This is a genomic window from Burkholderia sp. Ax-1719 (assembly GCF_011753055.1).
In the GTDB taxonomy this organism is placed as follows: Bacteria; Pseudomonadota; Gammaproteobacteria; order Burkholderiales; family Burkholderiaceae; genus Paraburkholderia.
The window spans coordinates 207525-224771 of record NZ_VWWJ01000009.1 but is presented as its reverse complement, the minus strand read 5'-3'; the positions used below and the strand labels follow the sequence as shown (position 1 = coordinate 224771).

12 protein-coding genes are annotated in these 17247 nt (G+C 64.7%); 5 read left to right on the top strand and 7 right to left on the bottom strand.

Features of this window, described 5'->3' with window-relative positions:
- Nucleotides 1-147: 147 nt before the first annotated feature.
- Complete coding sequence (locus F3J17_RS18565) at nt 148-933, top strand: alpha/beta hydrolase (protein WP_167061840.1); 786 nt, start codon at nt 148-150, stop codon at nt 931-933.
- Between the two features lie 216 nt (nt 934-1149).
- Here F3J17_RS18565 and F3J17_RS18560 read toward each other — a convergent pair whose 3' ends face one another.
- Nucleotides 1150-1551 carry a hypothetical protein gene (locus F3J17_RS18560; protein ID WP_167061714.1) on the bottom strand — a complete coding sequence of 134 codons (402 nt, stop codon included), beginning with the start codon at nt 1549-1551 and terminating at the stop codon, nt 1150-1152.
- Between the two features lie 405 nt (nt 1552-1956).
- Here F3J17_RS18560 and gltA point away from each other — a divergent pair, with 405 nt between their 5' ends.
- Both gltA and F3J17_RS18550 read left to right on the top strand, forming a co-directional pair.
- Nucleotides 1957-3258: a citrate synthase gene (gltA, locus tag F3J17_RS18555; protein ID WP_167061711.1), complete on the top strand. Its 1302-nt coding sequence runs from the start codon at nt 1957-1959 to the stop codon at nt 3256-3258.
- A gap of 267 nt (nt 3259-3525) precedes the next feature.
- Nucleotides 3526-5796 carry an amylo-alpha-1,6-glucosidase gene (locus tag F3J17_RS18550; RefSeq protein WP_167061708.1) on the top strand — a complete coding sequence of 757 codons (2271 nt, stop codon included), beginning with the start codon at nt 3526-3528 and terminating at the stop codon, nt 5794-5796.
- Between the two features lie 18 nt (nt 5797-5814).
- Here the strand turns inward: F3J17_RS18550 and F3J17_RS18545 are convergent, their stop codons facing one another.
- Nucleotides 5815-6870, bottom strand: a complete 1056-nt coding sequence (locus tag F3J17_RS18545; RefSeq protein WP_167061705.1) for an asparaginase — start codon at nt 6868-6870, stop codon at nt 5815-5817.
- Between the two features lie 661 nt (nt 6871-7531).
- Between F3J17_RS18545 and F3J17_RS18535 the strand changes: the two genes are divergently transcribed.
- Nucleotides 7532-8689, top strand: a complete 1158-nt coding sequence (locus tag F3J17_RS18535) for a porin (RefSeq protein WP_167061699.1) — start codon at nt 7532-7534, stop codon at nt 8687-8689.
- A 101-nt stretch (nt 8690-8790) separates the two neighbouring features.
- Here F3J17_RS18535 and F3J17_RS18530 read toward each other — a convergent pair whose 3' ends face one another.
- Entirely contained in the window at nt 8791-10374 is a 1584-nt protein-coding gene (locus tag F3J17_RS18530; protein WP_167061696.1) for an MFS transporter, read from the bottom strand.
- A gap of 110 nt (nt 10375-10484) precedes the next feature.
- Between F3J17_RS18530 and F3J17_RS18525 the strand changes: the two genes are divergently transcribed.
- Nucleotides 10485-11363, top strand: a complete 879-nt coding sequence (locus F3J17_RS18525) for a LysR family transcriptional regulator (protein WP_167061693.1) — start codon at nt 10485-10487, stop codon at nt 11361-11363.
- A gap of 45 nt (nt 11364-11408) precedes the next feature.
- Here the strand turns inward: F3J17_RS18525 and F3J17_RS18520 are convergent, their stop codons facing one another.
- From F3J17_RS18520 to F3J17_RS18505, 4 genes are all read right to left on the bottom strand, one after another.
- On the bottom strand, nt 11409-11747 hold the full coding sequence (locus F3J17_RS18520) for an FxLYD domain-containing protein (protein ID WP_167061690.1): 339 nt from the start codon (nt 11745-11747) through the stop codon (nt 11409-11411).
- Nucleotides 11748-11846: 99 nt separating this feature from the next.
- Nucleotides 11847-13886, bottom strand: coding sequence for a Fe(3+)-hydroxamate ABC transporter permease FhuB (gene fhuB, locus F3J17_RS18515; protein WP_167061687.1), 2040 nt, complete (start codon nt 13884-13886; stop codon nt 11847-11849).
- Nucleotides 13883-14848 carry an ABC transporter substrate-binding protein gene (locus F3J17_RS18510; RefSeq protein WP_167061684.1) on the bottom strand — a complete coding sequence of 322 codons (966 nt, stop codon included), beginning with the start codon at nt 14846-14848 and terminating at the stop codon, nt 13883-13885. The genes fhuB and F3J17_RS18510 overlap by 4 nt, the downstream gene beginning before the upstream one ends.
- Before the next feature lie 33 nt (nt 14849-14881).
- Nucleotides 14882-17089: a TonB-dependent siderophore receptor gene (locus F3J17_RS18505; RefSeq protein ID WP_167061681.1), complete on the bottom strand. Its 2208-nt coding sequence runs from the start codon at nt 17087-17089 to the stop codon at nt 14882-14884.
- Nucleotides 17090-17247 lie beyond the last annotated feature (158 nt).

The following is a 17247-nucleotide window of genomic DNA, read 5'->3' as shown; positions in this document are numbered from 1 at the left end:
TGTTACCCTGAATTACGTCGGGCGCCGCAGCGTTTGCAGGTTGTCTGCGCCGTTCCTTCGTCAGCTTTCGTCAGTCATCATCCAGCCGTGAATCAAGCCGTATTTCCCGCTCCCGGGTCGTTCGTCGAACTGCCCGGCGGGCAGCCCATGCCATATGTCGAAACCGGTAAGGGCGAATTGCTCCTTTTCATCCACGGGTCGCTTTGTGACTATCGCTACTGGCAGCCGCAGCTTGCGGGCCTGGGCGAGCACTACCGTTGCGTCTCCGTGAGTCTCACGCATTATTGGCCCGCGCCCGACAGCGCGGGCGCCGAGCCGTTCAGCTGGAGCCGTCACGCCGACGAAGTCGCACAGTTCATCGACGCCTTCGGCGCGGGACCGGCGCACGTGATCGGTCATTCGCGCGGCGGTTCGGTGGCGTACCACTTTGCACGCCGCTATCCGCAGCATCTGCAGTCGCTTACGCTCGCCGATCCGGGCGGCCCGGTGCAGCAGCCAGGCCAGAGCCTCGCGAAGCTGCCCGAGACGATCAACGCATTGCGCGCCCGCGCGGTGCAACTGATCGAGTCCGGCGAAGTGGATGCAGGACTGGAACTGTTCGTCGATTCGGTGAGCCGTCCCGGTTTCTGGGCCAAGAGCACGCGTTCGTTCCGCCAGATGGCGATCGACAATGCGCACACGCTCGGGCCGCAGTTTCTCGACCCGCTCGCGCCGTACACGCGCGAGGAAGCCGCCGAGGTCGGCTGCCCGGTGTTGCTGATCGACGGGGAACTGAGCCCGGTGATGTTCCAGCGCGCCGCAGCTGCGCTGGAAGAATGGATGCCTGACGCGCGCCGCGCGACGGTGGAGGGCGCTTCGCACGGCATGAACTTGGCGCGCCCCGGTGCGTTCAATGATCTGATCGATCATTTCGCGAGCGGCCACGGGCGCTGAGACGTCACCAGCCCACGATGTCCACGAGACGGCCGCGCAATGCGGCCGTTTTCATTCGAACTCTAAAGCATGGCACTCCGAATTAATCTGCGCGCAAAAAAGCGGCGCAATCCGCGCGAAAAACGGTAAAGATAGGCAACCGGCTCGGCTGACCGAAACGCCGCTGCAATCGCGGCGCGGTCAGCCGGGCAAAAACCGGGCAAGCGTGCTGAACGCTTAGTCGCGGCCGTGCGCGTGCGCGTCGAGCTTGTTCTCGGCGGCTTCGCCAACGAGGCCTGCGTAGTACAGGTGCACGCCGATAGCGAGCGAGTCGTTGCGGATTTCGTGGAAGGCCTTCCATGCCTTCACCGGGTCCTTGAACACGAGGTAGTGCGCTTCCTGCGCGACGAGGCGCGCAACCTGGTGCAGGCCGTGGCCGCGCAGCTTGTCGACGAGGTGGTCGAGGCTGCTGTGCGTGCGAGCGTCCGTGCGCGGGTAGAGCATGTGGAGCACCGCCACGCGTTCCGAGGCGAGGGCCGCCGAAAGCGCAACAACGATGTCCTGGTGATTGAGAGCCGTAACGACGGCGCCCTCTGCAAGTTCGTCTTCAGCGAACAGGGTGTCGATCGAGATGTTCATCTGTTCTTTCCTTACGTTTTGCGTACAGCGCGTGTGGCCTAAGTAAAAAAGGCCCGCCAAAAAGTAAGGCGGGCCGAAAGATGCATGCAAGACAGGGGAAGTCAATGCATGTCAACCAGTATCGCAGATACCGCGCGTTGATGTTGCGCTGCACAGGCAAAATATTGTTGCATAAATCGGGATTAAGCAAGCTGCAAGCATTCAATGTTGTAGATCTGAAGAGGCATTGTTGCTGGTCTCGATATCAATCGATGATGCAACGCGGCGTAGAATGCGGCAAGTGGTCGCAGTGAAGCCGCGCCGGAAATCTAAGACATGGTGCCGTGCTGCGCTGCGTCTTGCGAAGTAACGGCACTTGAGGGCCACTTGAGTGCGCTTGAGTGCAATTGAATGCAAGGACAAGACATGATCGACTCGAAGACCCACGCCACACTCACGATTCCCGGCCACGCTGAAGGCGTCGAACTGCCGGTTTACAAGGGCACGCAAGGCCCGGACGTGATCGACATCCGCAAGCTGTACGGCCAGACCGGCATGTTCACGTACGATCCGGGCTTCATGTCCACGGCGGCGTGCAACTCGGCGATCACGTATATCGATGGCGACAAGGGCGAACTGCTGTATCGCGGCTACCCGATCGACAACCTCGCGCAGAACGCCGACTTCCTCGAAAGCTGCTATCTGCTGCTCAAGGGCGAACTGCCCACGCAAAAGCAGAAGGACGAGTTCGTTGCGACCGTCACGAACCACACGATGGTTCACGAGCAGATGCACTTCTTCTTCCGCGGCTTCCGTCGCGACGCGCACCCGATGGCGATTCTGGTCGCGGCCGTGGGCGCACTGTCGGCGTTCTATCACGACTCGCTCGACATCAACGATCCGCAGCATCGTGAAGTGTCGGCGGTGCGCATGATCGCCAAGCTGCCGACGCTGGTGGCGATGGCGTACAAGTACACGGTCGGCCAGCCGTTCGTGTATCCGCGCAACGACCTGTCGTACAGCGCGAACTTCATGCAGATGATGTTCTCGAACCCGGCCGAGGAATACAAGGTCAACGACGTGCTGGTGCGCGCGCTCGACCGTATCCTGATCCTGCACGCCGACCACGAACAGAACGCCTCGACTTCGACCGTGCGTCTGGCTGGCTCGTCGGGTGCGAATCCGTTCGCGTGTATCGCCGCGGGCATCGCCTGTCTCTGGGGCCCGGCGCACGGCGGTGCGAACGAAGCCGCGCTGAACATGCTGGAAGAAATCGGCTCGGTCGATAACATCCCGAAGTTCATCGAGCAGGTGAAGGACAAGAACTCGGGCGTGAAGCTGATGGGCTTCGGTCACCGCGTGTACAAGAACTACGACCCGCGTGCGAAGCTGATGCGCGAAACGTGCCACGAAGTGCTCAACGAACTGGGCCTGCACGACGATCCGCTGTTCAAGCTCGCCATGGCGCTCGAAAAGATCGCGCTGGAAGACGAATACTTTGTTTCGCGCAAGCTGTACCCGAACGTCGACTTCTACTCGGGTATCGTGCAGCGCGCGCTGGGTATCCCGACCGCCATGTTCACCTGCATCTTCGCGATGGCGCGTACGGTGGGCTGGATCGCGCAATGGAACGAAATGATCGGCGATCCGGAACAGAAGATCGGCCGTCCGCGTCAGCTCTTCATCGGCAATGCGCCGCGTGAAGCCAAGCCGATCGCGCAACGCTAATGCTTTTTCATGATCGCCACGCCACGCATCGACGCATAACGTTGTGACGAGCGCGCACGGGCCACAAGCCCGCGCGCAGCGATCGACGGGCGCCCGCACGTTTTACCGTGCCGGCGCCCGTCTTCATTTCTGGCGAAGCACAGGCAATGCCTGCTACGTGCTTGCCACCGATTCGCGCTAACCGCTCCATAGCCACTACAATCGTTCGGACGAAGCACCTTGAAGCACTGATCAGGCAATGGTTGAGAGTTAGAGAGGAGGCAGGCAATGCAGGATCCTGAAACACTCGGCGGCGTCACGCGTTCCAGCGGCGTGGATCATCCCGACCCATCTCCCGATGGCGCGTTCATCGCGCCGGAAACCCCCGAAGTCGCCAGCGCCGACCAGCATGTGCTGAAGTCGGGCGATACCTTTATCGTCAACGACCCGCTCGGCGATATCACCGGCATCGACGACGGCTTGTTCGTCAACGACACCCGCGTGCTGTCGTCGCTGCGCCTCACCTTTGGCGGGCGCGTGCCTTCGCTGCTGTCCGGCAGCGTGAGCAGCGACAACACGGCGTTCACCGCTCACCTCACCAATCGTCCCTTGCCGCCGCTGGGCGGCACGAGTACGCCCGAAGGCGTGATTCACGTCGAACGCGAGCGCGTGCTCTCGGGGACCATGATGACCGAGGCCATCGAGCTCACGAACTACGGCACCCAGGACGCGTTGGTGCCGCTTTCCGTGTCGTTCGCCAGCGACTTCCGCGATATGTTCGAAGTGCGCGGCCTCAAGCGCGAAGTACGCGGCGAACTCAAAGCCCCGCGTATCGAAGGCAATGCGGTGCGGCTTGAATACATCGGCCTCGACAAGGTCGCGCGGCGCGTGCGCATCGAATTCTCGCCGAAGCCGGACAAACTGCTGGCGGACCGCGCGGACTTTTCCGTCGAATTGCCCGCGCAGGCCTGCGTATCGCTTTATCTCACCGTATCGATCGAAGTCGAGCCGCTCGAAGGTGTCGCGCCCGATGCGCCGAGCGCCGGCATCATCAAGCCGCGCCATTGCCTGGCCGATTCGAACGGGCAGAGCGTGGGCCGCGCGGCCGTGCGCGCGGCGCTGGTCGATGCGCACATCGTCATGCGCGAGCGGCGTCGCCAGACTGCACGCGTGCGTTCGAGCAATCCGCTCTTCAACGCGTGGATCAACCGCTCGATCGCCGATCTGGGCCTCCTGACCACCGATCTGCCGACCGGCCCGTATCCCTACGCGGGCATTCCGTGGTTCTCCACGCCGTTTGGCCGCGACGCGATCATTACCTCGCTGCAGACGCTCTGGCTGCAACCGGCGCTGGCGCGCGGCGTGCTGCGCTTTCTCGCGGCGCATCAGGCGCGTGAGGATTCGGCGTTCCGCGATGCCGCGGTCGGCAAGATCATGCACGAGATGCGCAAGAGCGAAATGGCCGCCACCGGCGAAGTGCCGTTCGCGCTCTATTACGGCGGAGTGGATTCCACGCCGCTGTTCGTGGTGCTGGCGGGCGCTTACGCGGAGCGCACCGGCGACATGGCGCTGATCGACGAACTCTGGCCCGCGCTCGAACGCGCCGCCGCGTGGGTGGCAGGTGTGTGCGAGCGCAACAAATTGGGTCTGCTCGATTATCGGCGCGAATCGGAAGGCGGTCTTGCGAATCAAGGCTGGAAAGACAGCCACGATTCCGTCTTCCACGCCGACGGACGCTTCCCCGATGGCCCGATCGCATTGGTCGAAGTGCAGGCCTATGCGAGCTCGGCGTTCGAAACGATGTCGAAGTTCGCCACGCATCGCGGCCTCGTCGAGGAAGCGGCGCGATATGCGGCGCGCGCCGCGAAGATTCGCCGTTGCGTCGAGGATAAATACTGGATGCCGGAGTCGGAGTTCTACGGCATCGCGCTCGACGGTCACGGCGAACTGTGCCGCGTGCTCGCTTCGAATGCGGGGCATCTGCTGGCGTTCGGCTTGCCGGAATACGAGCGCGGCCGTGCGGTAGCGGAGATTCTTGAATCGGCGCTGTTCCACACGGGCTGGGGCGTGCGCACGCTGGCGGCGGGCCAGGCGCGCTTCAATCCCATGGCGTATCACAACGGCTCGGTCTGGCCGCACGACAACGCGCTTTGCGCGCGCGGTCTGGCGCGCTACGGGCGCAAGGAAGCGGCGGTCCGGTTGTTGCAGGCCTTGTTCGAAGCCGCAGTGACCTTCGATATGCGCCTGCCGGAACTGTTCTGCGGCTTCCCGCGCCGCCGTGGCGAGCCGCCCACGGCGTACCCGGTTGCGTGTCTGCCGCAGGCCTGGGCGGCGGGCTCGCCGTTCATGATGCTGGAGGCCTGTCTGGGCGTGAGCATCGACGCCGTGCGTCACGAAGTGCGCGTCGAGCAGCCGATGCTGCCCGAAGGCATCGACTGGCTCGAAGTGGGGCACCTGCGTGTGGGCAATGCATCGGTCACGCTCACGTTCCGCCGCGTGGACGGCAAGGTCGTGGCGTCGGCGGATCGCAGCGATGTGAAGGTCGTAGCGGTGCTGTAAGCGCTCGCGGCGCGGCGATCAACGCTTGAGCAGATCGCCGCGCACTTCCAGATAACCGGTTTCGACGCCCATTGTGTTGCGGATGGGCGGCCGGTCGAATGCGCGCAGCGCAGCCAGTTGCTCCGTCGTGCCAATGCCCAGTTCGCGCAAAACCGCCGCCACGACCGCGTAAAGCGCGCCCAGATTCCCGTCTTCCACTTTCACGGCGATGCCGATGGCTTCATCGGCGCTGCTAGCGCCGCTGGCTTCGCTCTTGCGCACGCCAATCGCATAACTGCCGTCCGCGCCCACCTTGCCCACCAGATCGCCGCCAAACGCGCGCATCAGCGTCGTGCAGAAGCGCTGTTCGCCCGCAACCAGTTCTGGATGGGTCGTCATCGCCCGATAGATACGCGCGAGCGCCTCAGCGCGCGCGTCATTCGCGTCGCCGTCTGCCGCCTGCGCAAGCTTCGCATACAGACGCGCGAGGCGATCGAGCGGGAAGGCCGGCGTGGGCAGATTGCAGCCGTCGATACCCCATTGCACGCCGTCGTCGGGCAGGTCGCAGATTTCGGCGACGGTATGCTTCACGCGCTGCTGCAAGGGATGGCCGGCGGCATGGTAATCGTCAATCGGCGCGCCCATCATGCGCGCGGCGGCAAGCATGCCAACGTGCTTGCCGGAGCAATTGCTGCATGCAGGCGTCGGCTCGAAGCCGCGTTTGATCCAGTCGCGCCAGACCGCATCCGAGAGCGGCGCGTGGCCGCCGCAGCGCATCGCCGATTCATCCGCGCCCACCTTCGCGAGCATGCTGCGCGCCCGCTCGATATGACGCGCTTCGCTGCTGTTCGAGCCGCACATGAGCGCAAGATCGCCATCGTCGAAACCGAAGTGTTCGAGCGCGCCGGTTTCGATCACGGCCAGCGCCTGCGCGGGCTTGGCCGCCGAGCGCACGAGCGTGAGCCGCTGCGGATCGTTGAAGCCATAGAGCAGGCGCCCGCTGGCGTTCACCACGGCGATATGCGCGCGATGCGTGCTTTCGACAATGCCATTGCGATAAACGACGGCGGCAGTCTGCGATGAATCGAAGGTCATGACGTGTCTCCTTGAACCTTGTGGCTCGTTTGTCGGTAGCCTGAGCGGCTTTTCTGATACCGCGCATTCTAACTTCAACGTGCGCGCGCATTCATCATTCGAATTCCGCCTGAATTTCCATCACGGGTTTGCGATGTTCACAACCATTGAAATCGATGCGAGACAGATGAGAAAGCGATGGCTTTGATTAAAACATTTCATTTTCTTTACGACGCCGTCTTATTCGCCGATTTATTGTGTTTCATGCGCATTTTTGGGGCGCAATTGCACTGCATAAGCGCTACGCCATCGATGTCATGCACCTTCATTTACCCCTTGATTTCCAGCGTGTATTGCGAGGTGTTCTTTTGGCGCAACGCCGATTCAATTTCAACGCAATTTTTATTTTCGAGGCCTTATGATGCGCGTGATCGTATTTTCTTCCACGCGGCACGACGTCACGAGCGTATCTGCCGGCAGGCCTGCCTTGTCAGTGAATGCAAGCGCAGGCGGACATTGCATTGTCCGCAATAATCGCTCGTCATTATCGGGGTATTGCGCAATTGAAGTGCTTTACGCACGTTTCGCATCGATCTGCGAATGGTGCGCGCGCAGCGGCAAGTGTCACGTGGAAAGCGTATTCGATTCAATGAATTAACGCCCAAACTCGGAGCCATAAAACATGAAAAAATCGCTAATCGCCCTCGCACTCACCGGCGCGTTCGCAGTATCCGCTCACGCGCAGAGCAGTGTGACGCTGTACGGCCTCATCGATACCGGTCTCACCTTCACGAACAACTCGATGGGCCACAGCCAGTGGCAACTGAATAGCAGCTCCACGCAGAACACGGTGTTCGGCCTCAAGGGCACGGAAGACCTCGGCGGCGGCCTGAAGGCAATCTTCAAGCTTGAGCAGGGCTTCGTCCTCAACAATGGCGCACAGGCGTTCTCGGGCGACATGTTTGGCTCGCAGGCATGGGTCGGTCTGCAAACGGATCAATACGGCACGGTTACGTTCGGCCGCCAGTTCGACGTGATGAACGACCTCGTTGGCCCGCTCACGGCTGAATTCAACACGTGGGGCGGCAGCCTCGCGGCGCACCCGTTCGAGAACGACAACCTCGCGGCTAACTCGGTTGTCATCAACAACTCGGTCAAGTACGCCAGCCCGACGTGGTACGGCGTCACGTTCGAGACGATGTACTCGTTCAGCAACCAGACCAGCTTCGCGAACAACCGCTCGTACGGCTTCGCGGTTTCGTACGCACAAGGTCCGGTCAACCTCGCAGCGGGCTACCTGCAACTGAACGGCGCCGGCAACGGCAGCGGTGCAGTCACGACGGGCGATACCAGCGCGAACTTCGTCGCGCAACGTCAGCGCGTCTGGTCGCTGGGCGGCAACTACACGTACGGCCCGGTCACGGCCGGCCTCGTGTGGAGCCACTCGCAGATCGACAACGCGTCGGGCGTGTTCTCGTTCGGCACGGGCACGTACCTGGGCAGCGGCGACTCGTCGGCAGGCTCGCTCTCGGGCTCGCTGCGTCTGGATAACTACGAAGCGAACGTGAAGTACGCGATCACGCCGGCATGGTCGGTGTCGGGCGCCTACACGTACACGCACGGCGCGTACAACGGCTCGAACCCGGGCTGGAACACGGGCATGATCCAGACGGACTACGCGATCAGCAAGCGTACGGACTTCTACCTCGAAGGCGTGTACCAGAACGTCCACGGCGCGCCGCAAGGCTCGGTGCTCTCGCATGCGATGATCAACACGCTGTCGCCGTCGTCGACGGATACGCAGGTGGCGGTCACGGTTGGCATGCGTCACGCGTTCTGATCGACGTTCGGGCGGCCTGGCCGCCTGAATGTGGTCTGATTGCCTGACAAACGGGCTCGCTGTTGTTCGGCGAGCCCGTTTTGCTTTTGTTGTGTGCTCAACTATGCTTCACGCGCATCGGCGAGCAGTTTGACGGCCACTGCCGCGACCAGCGCGAACCCTCCGCTAAGCAGCAACGCCCACGAAAACCCTCGCGCAAAAGCCAGCGGAGCGGCGTGCGAGAGCACCTGCACGACCGATGTGTCCAGTGTTCGCATGGCATCGGTGAGATCGCCCGCGAGCAGGCTGGCCATGAAGTGCGAATCGACGGCTTGAGCAGCGCGGGGCGACGCAGCGACGAGTTGAGCCAGCGCGGTATGCGTACGCATGGCAAGCACCGCGCCGAGCACACCCACCGATGTGACGATGGCCGCAAAACGCGTCGTCGTGCTGATGCCCGAGGCCATGCCGGTGCGCTGCGGCGGCACGCAGGCCATGATGGCCTTTTGCGTATCGCCGTTCATGATGCCCGCGCCGGTGCCGGTCACGAGCATCGCCAGCGCGACGTACACATAGTGGCCGCTTGCGGCGCACGCGGCGGTTGCGAGATTGCCCACGCCGATCAACGCAAGACCCGCGCTCAGCACACCGCCGGTTGCGACGCGCCGCGAAAGCGCCGCGCCCAGTTGCGGTCCCACGATCATCGCGACCGCGAACGGCAGCATGCCCAATCCCGCTGCGAGCGCGGAGAAACCGAAGGCGATCTGCAGATAGAGCGGCAGGAAGGTCATCATCACCTGCGCGCAGGCCGCATAGCCGAACATCGCGAGCAGCGCGCCCACGAAGCGCGCCCGGCCAAACAGTGCGAGGTCGATCATTGGGCGCGCCTGCCAGCGCTCGGCGCAGACGAAGGCAGCCATCAGCGCGGCGCTCGCGGCAACACGACCCAGCGTCGCCGCCGAGTCCCAGCCGTGTACAGGAATGCCGATCAAGGCCCACACGCCGCAGGCCAGCGCCGCGGCAAACAGCAGGCTGCCCGGCGCGTCGATGCGCTTGGCGTGCGGATCGCGCGACTCGTCGATGGCGATCCACGCGCCAATGCCGAGCGCGAGGCAGATCGGCGGATTCATCAGAAAAATCCAGCGCCAGCCGGCCCATTGGGTGATTGCGCCCCCGATCCACGGCGCGAGCGTGGTGGCGATGCCCATGCACATGCCCCAGATCGCCCACGCGCGCTCGCGCGCCGGGCCTTGCGCAAAGCGGTGCGCGATCACGGACAGCGCCGCGGTGAGCAGCAGCGACGCGCCCACGCCCTTGACGGCGCGCGCCGCGATCAACGATGCCGCCGACGGCGCGGCGCCGCAGGCGAACGAGGCCAGCGCGAACAGCACGAGACCGCCAAGCAGCGTGCGGCGGCGGCCGAACCGGTCGGCGAGGCCGCCTGCAGGCAGGAGGCAGGCCGCGAAGGCGGTCATATAGGCGCTCACGACCCATTCGATCTGCGCGAAGCTGGCGTGGAACGAATGCGCGATCGAGGGCAGCGAAACGGCGACGACATTGGTGTCGAGCACGATCACGGCGCAGGTCGCGGAGGCGACCGTCAACGTGATGTTCGGATGGCGCTGCGAAAAACTGGCGTCGGGCAAAGCGCCGTCGACGGGGGCGGCGGTATCGACGGGCGCGCTGGAAACAGAGGGTTCGGACATGGGAGCGGGAGACAGTCGGGCAGCGTGGAAATCAAGCCCGCATCGTCGCATCATCGACGCTTCTCAGTCATTGCCATAAAATAGCGATTTGCTTCGCAAAAATATCAATCATGAGCCGTATCGAACTGCGTCATCTGCGGGCCTTTCTGAGCGTGGCGCGCCACCTGCATTTCGCGCGCGCCGCCGAGGAACTGGACATGGCGCCGCCCGCGCTCACGCGGCATATCCAGGAGGCGGAGCGTCATCTCGGGGCGCGACTGTTTCATCGCTCGCGCAGCGCTGTATCGCTGACGGCGGCGGGCGAAGCCTATCTGCCCGAAGCCGCGGCGGCGCTCGAACATCTGCAACGCGGCGAAGAACTGGCCGCGCTGGCCGCGCGCGGCGAAGCGGGGCGGATCGTGGCGGGTTATGTTTCGTCGGCGGTGTACTCGGGCGCGTTGCAGCGCTCGATCGGCGAATTCCGCGCTGCCTGGCCGCGCGTGGAAGTGAGCGTGACGGAGGTGGCAATGGACGATGTGGGCCGGCGTCTGGAGACCGGTTTGCTCGACATCGCCTATGTGCGCCCGCCGCTCGCGTTGCCGGATTCCCTGCGGCTTGCGACGCTGCAACGCGATGCTTTCGTGGCCGCCGTGCCGGCCGACTCAACGTTTGCCGCGTGCGAAACACTGCGCGCAGCCGATCTTGCGGAAGCAAGCTTCGCCGTGCCGGAGCAGGAATTCGGCACGCTCGAACTGGCGCGGCGCGGCCGCTTCGTGCCACGGATCGCGGCGCGGCCCGGCGGGTTGCTGGCGGTGCTCGCGTGTGTATCGGTGAACGGCTGGGTGGCTGTGATCCCCGATGCGCTGGCGGGATGCGTAACGCTGCCAGGCATCGTGTATCGGCCCATTGCGGGTAAGCCGATTACCTCCGAACTGGCGCTTGTCTATCGCAAGCACGAGAAGGCGCCAGCTGTGCGGGCGTTTTTGCGGTCGGTGGCGCGAGCGAAGTAAGGAGCGCCTGTTGCCGGTTTTGCCCCAGGCGCTCCCGGCGACCGTTCAAGACGCCTTGACCATCGCCACAACCGATTGATCGTAAGGCACCGCCGTAGGCGCACGAAAGCGCCAATGCTGACCCGGCGCGATCCCCGCGCCGTTCACCGACGTCGTTCCCAGGATTTCGCCCTGGGCGTTGAGCAGATTGATCGTGATGGTCGCGTTGTCGATGCGTGCGCCGGAGGTGTTGGTCGCGGTCCCGCTGATATAGCCGGTCATGCCGCCCGGATTGACTACGCCGCGCAGATCGCTCAACTCCAGCGCGTTTTGTGCGTAGGCGCTGAACGAAATCATCGAAGCGATCGACACGATCGCCGTGACGCAGACGCGTGTTTTCCTCATGACATTTTTCTCCCGTTCGGTTGATGAGCGCTCCATTGAAGCGTACGACCGAACCCGGGCATATGAGGAAATTCCGAGAATGCAGAGCCGCGTTGCCGATCAGCGTCGCCGTCCCAGCAGCCACATCAGATACGGCGCGCCGATCAGCGTGGCGACGAGTCCCGCGGGCAGCTCGCGCGGCATCAGCAGGGTGCGGCCCAGCCAGTCGGCGAGCACCATCGTCAGCGCGCCCACGGGCGCGGCTAGCGCGAGTTGCTGCGACGCCCGACGCGCGCCAAAGAGCCGCGCCACATGCGGCGCGACCAGGCCCGCGAACGAGAGCGGACCGACGATCAGCGTGGCCGCCGCCGTCAACAGCGCGATCAAGCCGAGCAGCGCGAGACGCGCACCGCGCATTGGCACGCCGAGCGCGCGCGCCGGTGCGTCGCCCAGCGGCAGGATCTGCAGCCAGCGCCGCGTGAAGGGCAGCAGCGCGCACAGCACGACGCAGAGCGCCAGCGCGAAGCCGGCATCGGCGGGCGTGATGGTGTAGGTGGAGCCCGATAGCCATTGCAGCAGCATGGCGGCCTGCTCGCCGCCGCTCGCGATCGCCACGGCCACCACGGCCTGAAACAGCGCGCCGATCGCCACGCCCGCGAGCATCACGCGCTCCGGCGCGTAGCGCGAGCGATGCGAGAACGCGAGGATCGCGAGCAGGGCCACCAGCGCGCCGAAGCTGGTCGCGGCAAGCCGTGCCACGTGGCTCGCGCCGCCGGGACCGCCCATGCCTGCCGCGCCAATCACCAGCGCGATCAACCCGAGCGCCGCGCCGGCGCTCACGCCGAGCAGTTCGGGGCTGGCGAGCGGATTGCCGGTCAGTCTTTGCATCAGCGTGCCCGCGACCGCGAGCATCGCGCCGGCTGCGAGGGCGGCGAACGCGCGCGGCGCGCGCCAGATCGTGACGTGCGACAGCTCGACCAGACCGCTCACGTGCCAGCCCTGCGGGCCGCGCGCGAGCAAAAGGCTCAGTGCGAGAGCGGCGAGCAGCGCCAGCGTCAGCGCGGCGAAGCGCCAGCGCAACGCAGCCGCAGTACAGCGCTTGCTGTGCGCTCCCAGCGGTTCCGGCGACGCCGCGCCCAGGCTTGCGCCGCGCTGCATGCGCGCAAGCAGGATCAGCATGACGGGCGCACCGTAGAGCGCGGTCGCCGCGCCGGTGGGCAGCAGGTCGCCCATCACGCCCGAGAAGCGCTGCACGGCCTGGTCCGCCACCCAGAGGATCAGCGCGCCGCACAACGGCGCCGCCACGAGGCGCTGGCCAAGCCGCCGTGCGCCCGCCATCCGTGCGAGCGGCGGCGCGGCCAGACCGATAAAGCCGATCACACCCACCGCGCTCACCACGGCTGCGCTCAGCATCACGGCCAGCGCGAGCGCCAGCAGACGCATGCGGCGCAGCGACAGGCCGAGACTGTGCGCATTGGCGTCGGCGAGGCCGAACAGGATCATCGGGCGCAGCAGCAGAAACGTCACGGCCATGCCGATCGCGAGCCGCCCGGCAAGCATGGCCGCCGCGCTCCAGTCCTGCTGCACCAGCGAGCCGCCGCCCCAGATGAAGAGGCCGCGCAGATAGGGCGCGTAGAACATCTGCAGCGCCACGCCGATCGAGCCGCAATAGAGCGTCACGACCATGCCCGCGACAGCCACCGGCACCGGCGCGAGCGCGCTGCGCCACGCCAGCCCGAATACCAGCATGGCGGCCGCGAGTGCGCCGCCGAGCGCGATCCATTGACCGGCCGCTCCGGCAAGCGCGGGGGCGGCGAGCGTCGCGATGGTCAGCGCGAGTTGCGCTCCCGCCGATACGCCCAGCGTCATCGGCTCGGCCAGCGGATTGCGCAGGACCTGCTGGAAGATCGTGCCGGCGAGGCCGAGTATCGCGCCGCACAGCCAGCTCACGACGAGGCGCGGCAGCCAGCTGTCGTGCACGATGATCTGCTGGATATCGCGTGGCGCGCGAAGCGCCTGCTCCCACTGCGAAGCGGGCAGCAGCGCGCCCAGATTGCTGAAGCTGAGCGCGAGCGCCGCAGCCAGCAGCGCAACCGTCAGCAAGGTGGGCAGACGACCTCGCGGGAACAGGCGTAGCGGGACGGGACGAGCGGTATTCATGAGTGTTGCGGGCTTCCCGTCATGGCATGGCCGGGCGAGGTGGGGCCGCCTGTGAGTGCATCGGCGAGTGCGTCGGCAAAACGGGCCGCCGAAGGCAGCATGCCGAAGCCCCAGAAGGGCGGCAGCGCCGCCACGCGGCCTGCGGCGACGGGCGGCAGCGCATGCCACAGGCGATTGCCTGCAAGTTGACGGTCCACGCCCGCTGGGAGCGGGTTGAAGTAAAGCATCATGGCATCGGGGCTCGAAGCAAGCTGTTCGAGACCGGCGACGCCGATGCCCCAATAGTCGGTCGCGCCATGCCACGCATTGCGCAGTGTCAGCGCATCCAGCACGTCCTGAAACAGGCTGCGCGCGCCATAAACGCCCACATGGCGCGCGTCGAAGAAACGAATCAGATAAAGCGGCGCGACGGCGCCGGGCGCGCCCGGCCGCGCTGCGTGCGCATCGGCGAGCCGTGCTCGCGCTGTGTCCAGCGCGTGTTGCGTACGCTCGACCAGCGCCTGCGCCGCGGCTTCGCGGCCGCACAGCTTGCCCAGTTGCAGCGTCACTTCGCACGAGCGTTGGTAGGGCGAGCCCGCATCGGTGTAGATCGCGAATGCGCGCACGGGGGCGATGCGTTCGAGCATCTCGCGCTGCGACTCCTGGCTCGAATTGATGAGGATGAGGTCGGGCGCGATCTGCTGGAGCAGTTCCAGACTGGGCGCGAGCCGCAGCCCGACGTCCGGCACGCCGGCCGGAACGGCGGGCGTGACCACGCTCGCGTTATAGCTGTCGGTCTCGCTCACGCCCGCGGGTGTGAAGCCCATCGCGAGCAAGGTCTCGACGAGCCCCCAGTCCAGCACGACGAGGCGTGGCGCGCGCGCGGACGACGCCCACGCGCGTGGGACGTCCAGACACGCAAACGGTAACAGCGGCGTCAGCGGAAGCAGCGCCGCCCGCTTGAGCAACGTACGTCGCTGCATATTCGCTTGGCTCCGGTCTGGCAAGGTGCTGACTTACCAGCGATAGCGCGCGGTCGCGAGCACTTCCGCACCGTCGGCGTAAGTACAGGTGGCCGCGCTGTAGCACGAGGCGATGTACTGACGGTTGAGCAGGTTCTTCGCGTTCACCGAGAACAGCCAGTGACGGCCCGTGTCGTAGTGAACCGCGGCATCGAGCAACGTGACCGCGCCGACGTGGATCGAGTTCGACTGGTCATACGAGCCGCCGATATAACGCACGCCGCCGCCGAAGCCCAGCCCGCGCAGCGGTCCGCCATGCAGCGTGTAATCGAGCCACGCCGATGCCGTATGGCGCGGAATGCCCCACACGCTCTTGCCTTGCAGCGAGGTGCTGGTGCCGTCGATGGTGGTTGCCGTGTCGTTGGATTCCGTCGTCACGTCGTTCAGATAGGTGTACGAAAGAACCATGTTCAGGTTGTCGCTGAGGCTCGCGTGGCCTTCGAGTTCGATGCCGCGCGCGCGCACTTCGCCAGCCTGCGAGTAATAGCCCGAGTGGTCCAGATCCGCAGTCAGCACGTTGTGCTCGGTGAGGTTGAACAGCGACGCCGTGACGAAGCTGTTGTAACCCGGCGGTTGATACTTCACGCCCACTTCATATTGCTGCGCGGTGGTCGGCTTGGCCGCGCCGCCGCCGTAGAGTTCGCCCACCTGCGGATCGAACGACTTCGCGAAGCTCGCATACGGCGCGATGCCGTTGTCGAACAGATAAACGAGGCCGGTGCGCCAGGTGAATGCGCGCGCCGATTGTGCCTGGTAGCTGGCGGTGACGGGATTGTTGTCGTCCGCGTCGACCCAGTCTTCGCGTGCGCCAATCAGGAAGCGCCATTTGCCGAACGCCATCTGGTCCTGCGCGTAGACGCCAAGCTGCTTCTGGCGGATGTGGTCGTAGGAGGTCTCGGCGGGCATCGAATTGTTGCCGTAGACCGGCGCGAACACGTCGAGCGCAGGCGCGCTGAAGTTCGAGCCCACGTCCTCGCCGTAAATCACGCGCTGGAAATCGAAACCGGCCAGCACGGTATGCGCGACCGGGCCGGTGGCGAATTTCGCCTGCGCCTGGTTGTCGATATTGAAGACGTTGACGCTTTCGTGGTTGTAGAACGAGTAGCGGTTCAGCGTGGTGTTCGAGCCCGACGCATAGGCGTACGGGAACACGTTCGCGAAGTCGTCCTTCACGTAGGTGTAGTGCGTGTTCTGGCGGAAGGTCCAGACCTGATTGAAACGATGCTCGAACTCATAGCCCACGGACAGCTGTGTGCGCGAGTGATGATCGAAATCCGGATCGCCCATGTTCGTATGCGACGAGATCTTGCCGGCCGGATTGAACAGCACCGTGCCGACGGCGGGCACGAAGTTGTAATAGCCCACGTCCGGATCGCGCTGATACTTCGCCAGGATCGTGAGCGTGGTGTTTTCGTCGGGCTTCCAGGTCACGGCGGGGGCGATATAAATGCGCTTCTGGCGCGTGCCGCTCACTTGCGTGGCCGAATCGAGACCGGTGCCGGTCAGGCGATAGGAGAGCTTGCCGTCCGCGGTCAGTGCGCCGCCCAGGTCGAAGCCCGCCTGCACGAGGTTGTGGCTGCCGGTCGTGAAGAACACTTCGTGAATCGGCGTGGTGGTCGGCTGCTTGCTGACGAGGTTGGCGACGCCGCCGGGATTGGCCTGACCATAGAGCACCGAAGCCGGGCCGTGCAGCACGTCGATGCGCTCCAGACCGTACGGGTCGAAGTTGGGAATCGCGTAGCCAAAGCTCACGTCGCTGGGAATGCGCGCGCCGTCCAGAAACTGTTCCAGATAGAAGCCGCGGCTGAACAGATAGGGCGCGCCCGATGCCGACGCGCCGCGAATCTCCGAGGTCACGCTGGCGGTATAGCGCAGCGCTTCCGCCACGGTCTGCGCGCCCTGCGCGATCATCTGGTCGCTCGTGACCACCGACACCGACTGCGGCGTCTCGATCAGCGGCGTATCGGTTTTCGTCGCCGATACCGACGTGACGGGCACGTAGCCATCGGCCGTGCCCGTCGCGTGGTTGTCGCGGCTGCCCGACACCTTGACCGTGGGCAACTGCTCGCCCGTGCCGCTGGTCGTGCTGGTGGTGTTGCCCGTCGTCGATGCGGTTTGTGCCTGAGCGGCGTGGAAGCTGCTCAGCAGGCAAAACAGCAAGGCATTGCTCAATGCGCTCGAAACGCGTACCCCGGTCTTCATGTTTGATCTACCCACTACTTTTGATAAATGTTAATGAGAATGATTCGTTATCACAACGTAAAAGAAACCAGCGCCTGTTCTTTTTTGGCTTTGAATGGGCAAAGCGGTGGGGGAGTACGACAGGTCAAGGCTGCGCGAATGCGCGTCACGAGGCACTA

Bases quoted from the DNA above. Each gene is read 5' to 3' on its own strand.
- F3J17_RS18545 (WP_167061705.1), bottom strand. From the start codon at position 6,870: ATGACCTTCGATTCATCGCAGACTGCCGCCGTCGTTTATCGCAATGGC.
- F3J17_RS18560 (WP_167061714.1), bottom strand. From the start codon at position 1,551: ATGAACATCTCGATCGACACCCTGTTCGCTGAAGACGAACTTGCAGAG.
- gltA (WP_167061711.1), top strand. From the start codon at position 1,957: ATGATCGACTCGAAGACCCACGCCACACTCACGATTCCCGGCCACGCT.
- F3J17_RS18565 (WP_167061840.1), top strand. From the start codon at position 148: ATGCCATATGTCGAAACCGGTAAGGGCGAATTGCTCCTTTTCATCCAC.
- fhuB (WP_167061687.1), bottom strand. From the start codon at position 13,886: ATGAATACCGCTCGTCCCGTCCCGCTACGCCTGTTCCCGCGAGGTCGT.
- F3J17_RS18520 (WP_167061690.1), bottom strand. From the start codon at position 11,747: ATGAGGAAAACACGCGTCTGCGTCACGGCGATCGTGTCGATCGCTTCG.
- F3J17_RS18530 (WP_167061696.1), bottom strand. From the start codon at position 10,374: ATGTCCGAACCCTCTGTTTCCAGCGCGCCCGTCGATACCGCCGCCCCC.
- F3J17_RS18505 (WP_167061681.1), bottom strand. From the start codon at position 17,089: ATGAAGACCGGGGTACGCGTTTCGAGCGCATTGAGCAATGCCTTGCTG.
- F3J17_RS18510 (WP_167061684.1), bottom strand. From the start codon at position 14,848: ATGCAGCGACGTACGTTGCTCAAGCGGGCGGCGCTGCTTCCGCTGACG.
- F3J17_RS18550 (WP_167061708.1), top strand. From the start codon at position 3,526: ATGCAGGATCCTGAAACACTCGGCGGCGTCACGCGTTCCAGCGGCGTG.
- F3J17_RS18535 (WP_167061699.1), top strand. From the start codon at position 7,532: ATGAAAAAATCGCTAATCGCCCTCGCACTCACCGGCGCGTTCGCAGTA.
- F3J17_RS18525 (WP_167061693.1), top strand. From the start codon at position 10,485: ATGAGCCGTATCGAACTGCGTCATCTGCGGGCCTTTCTGAGCGTGGCG.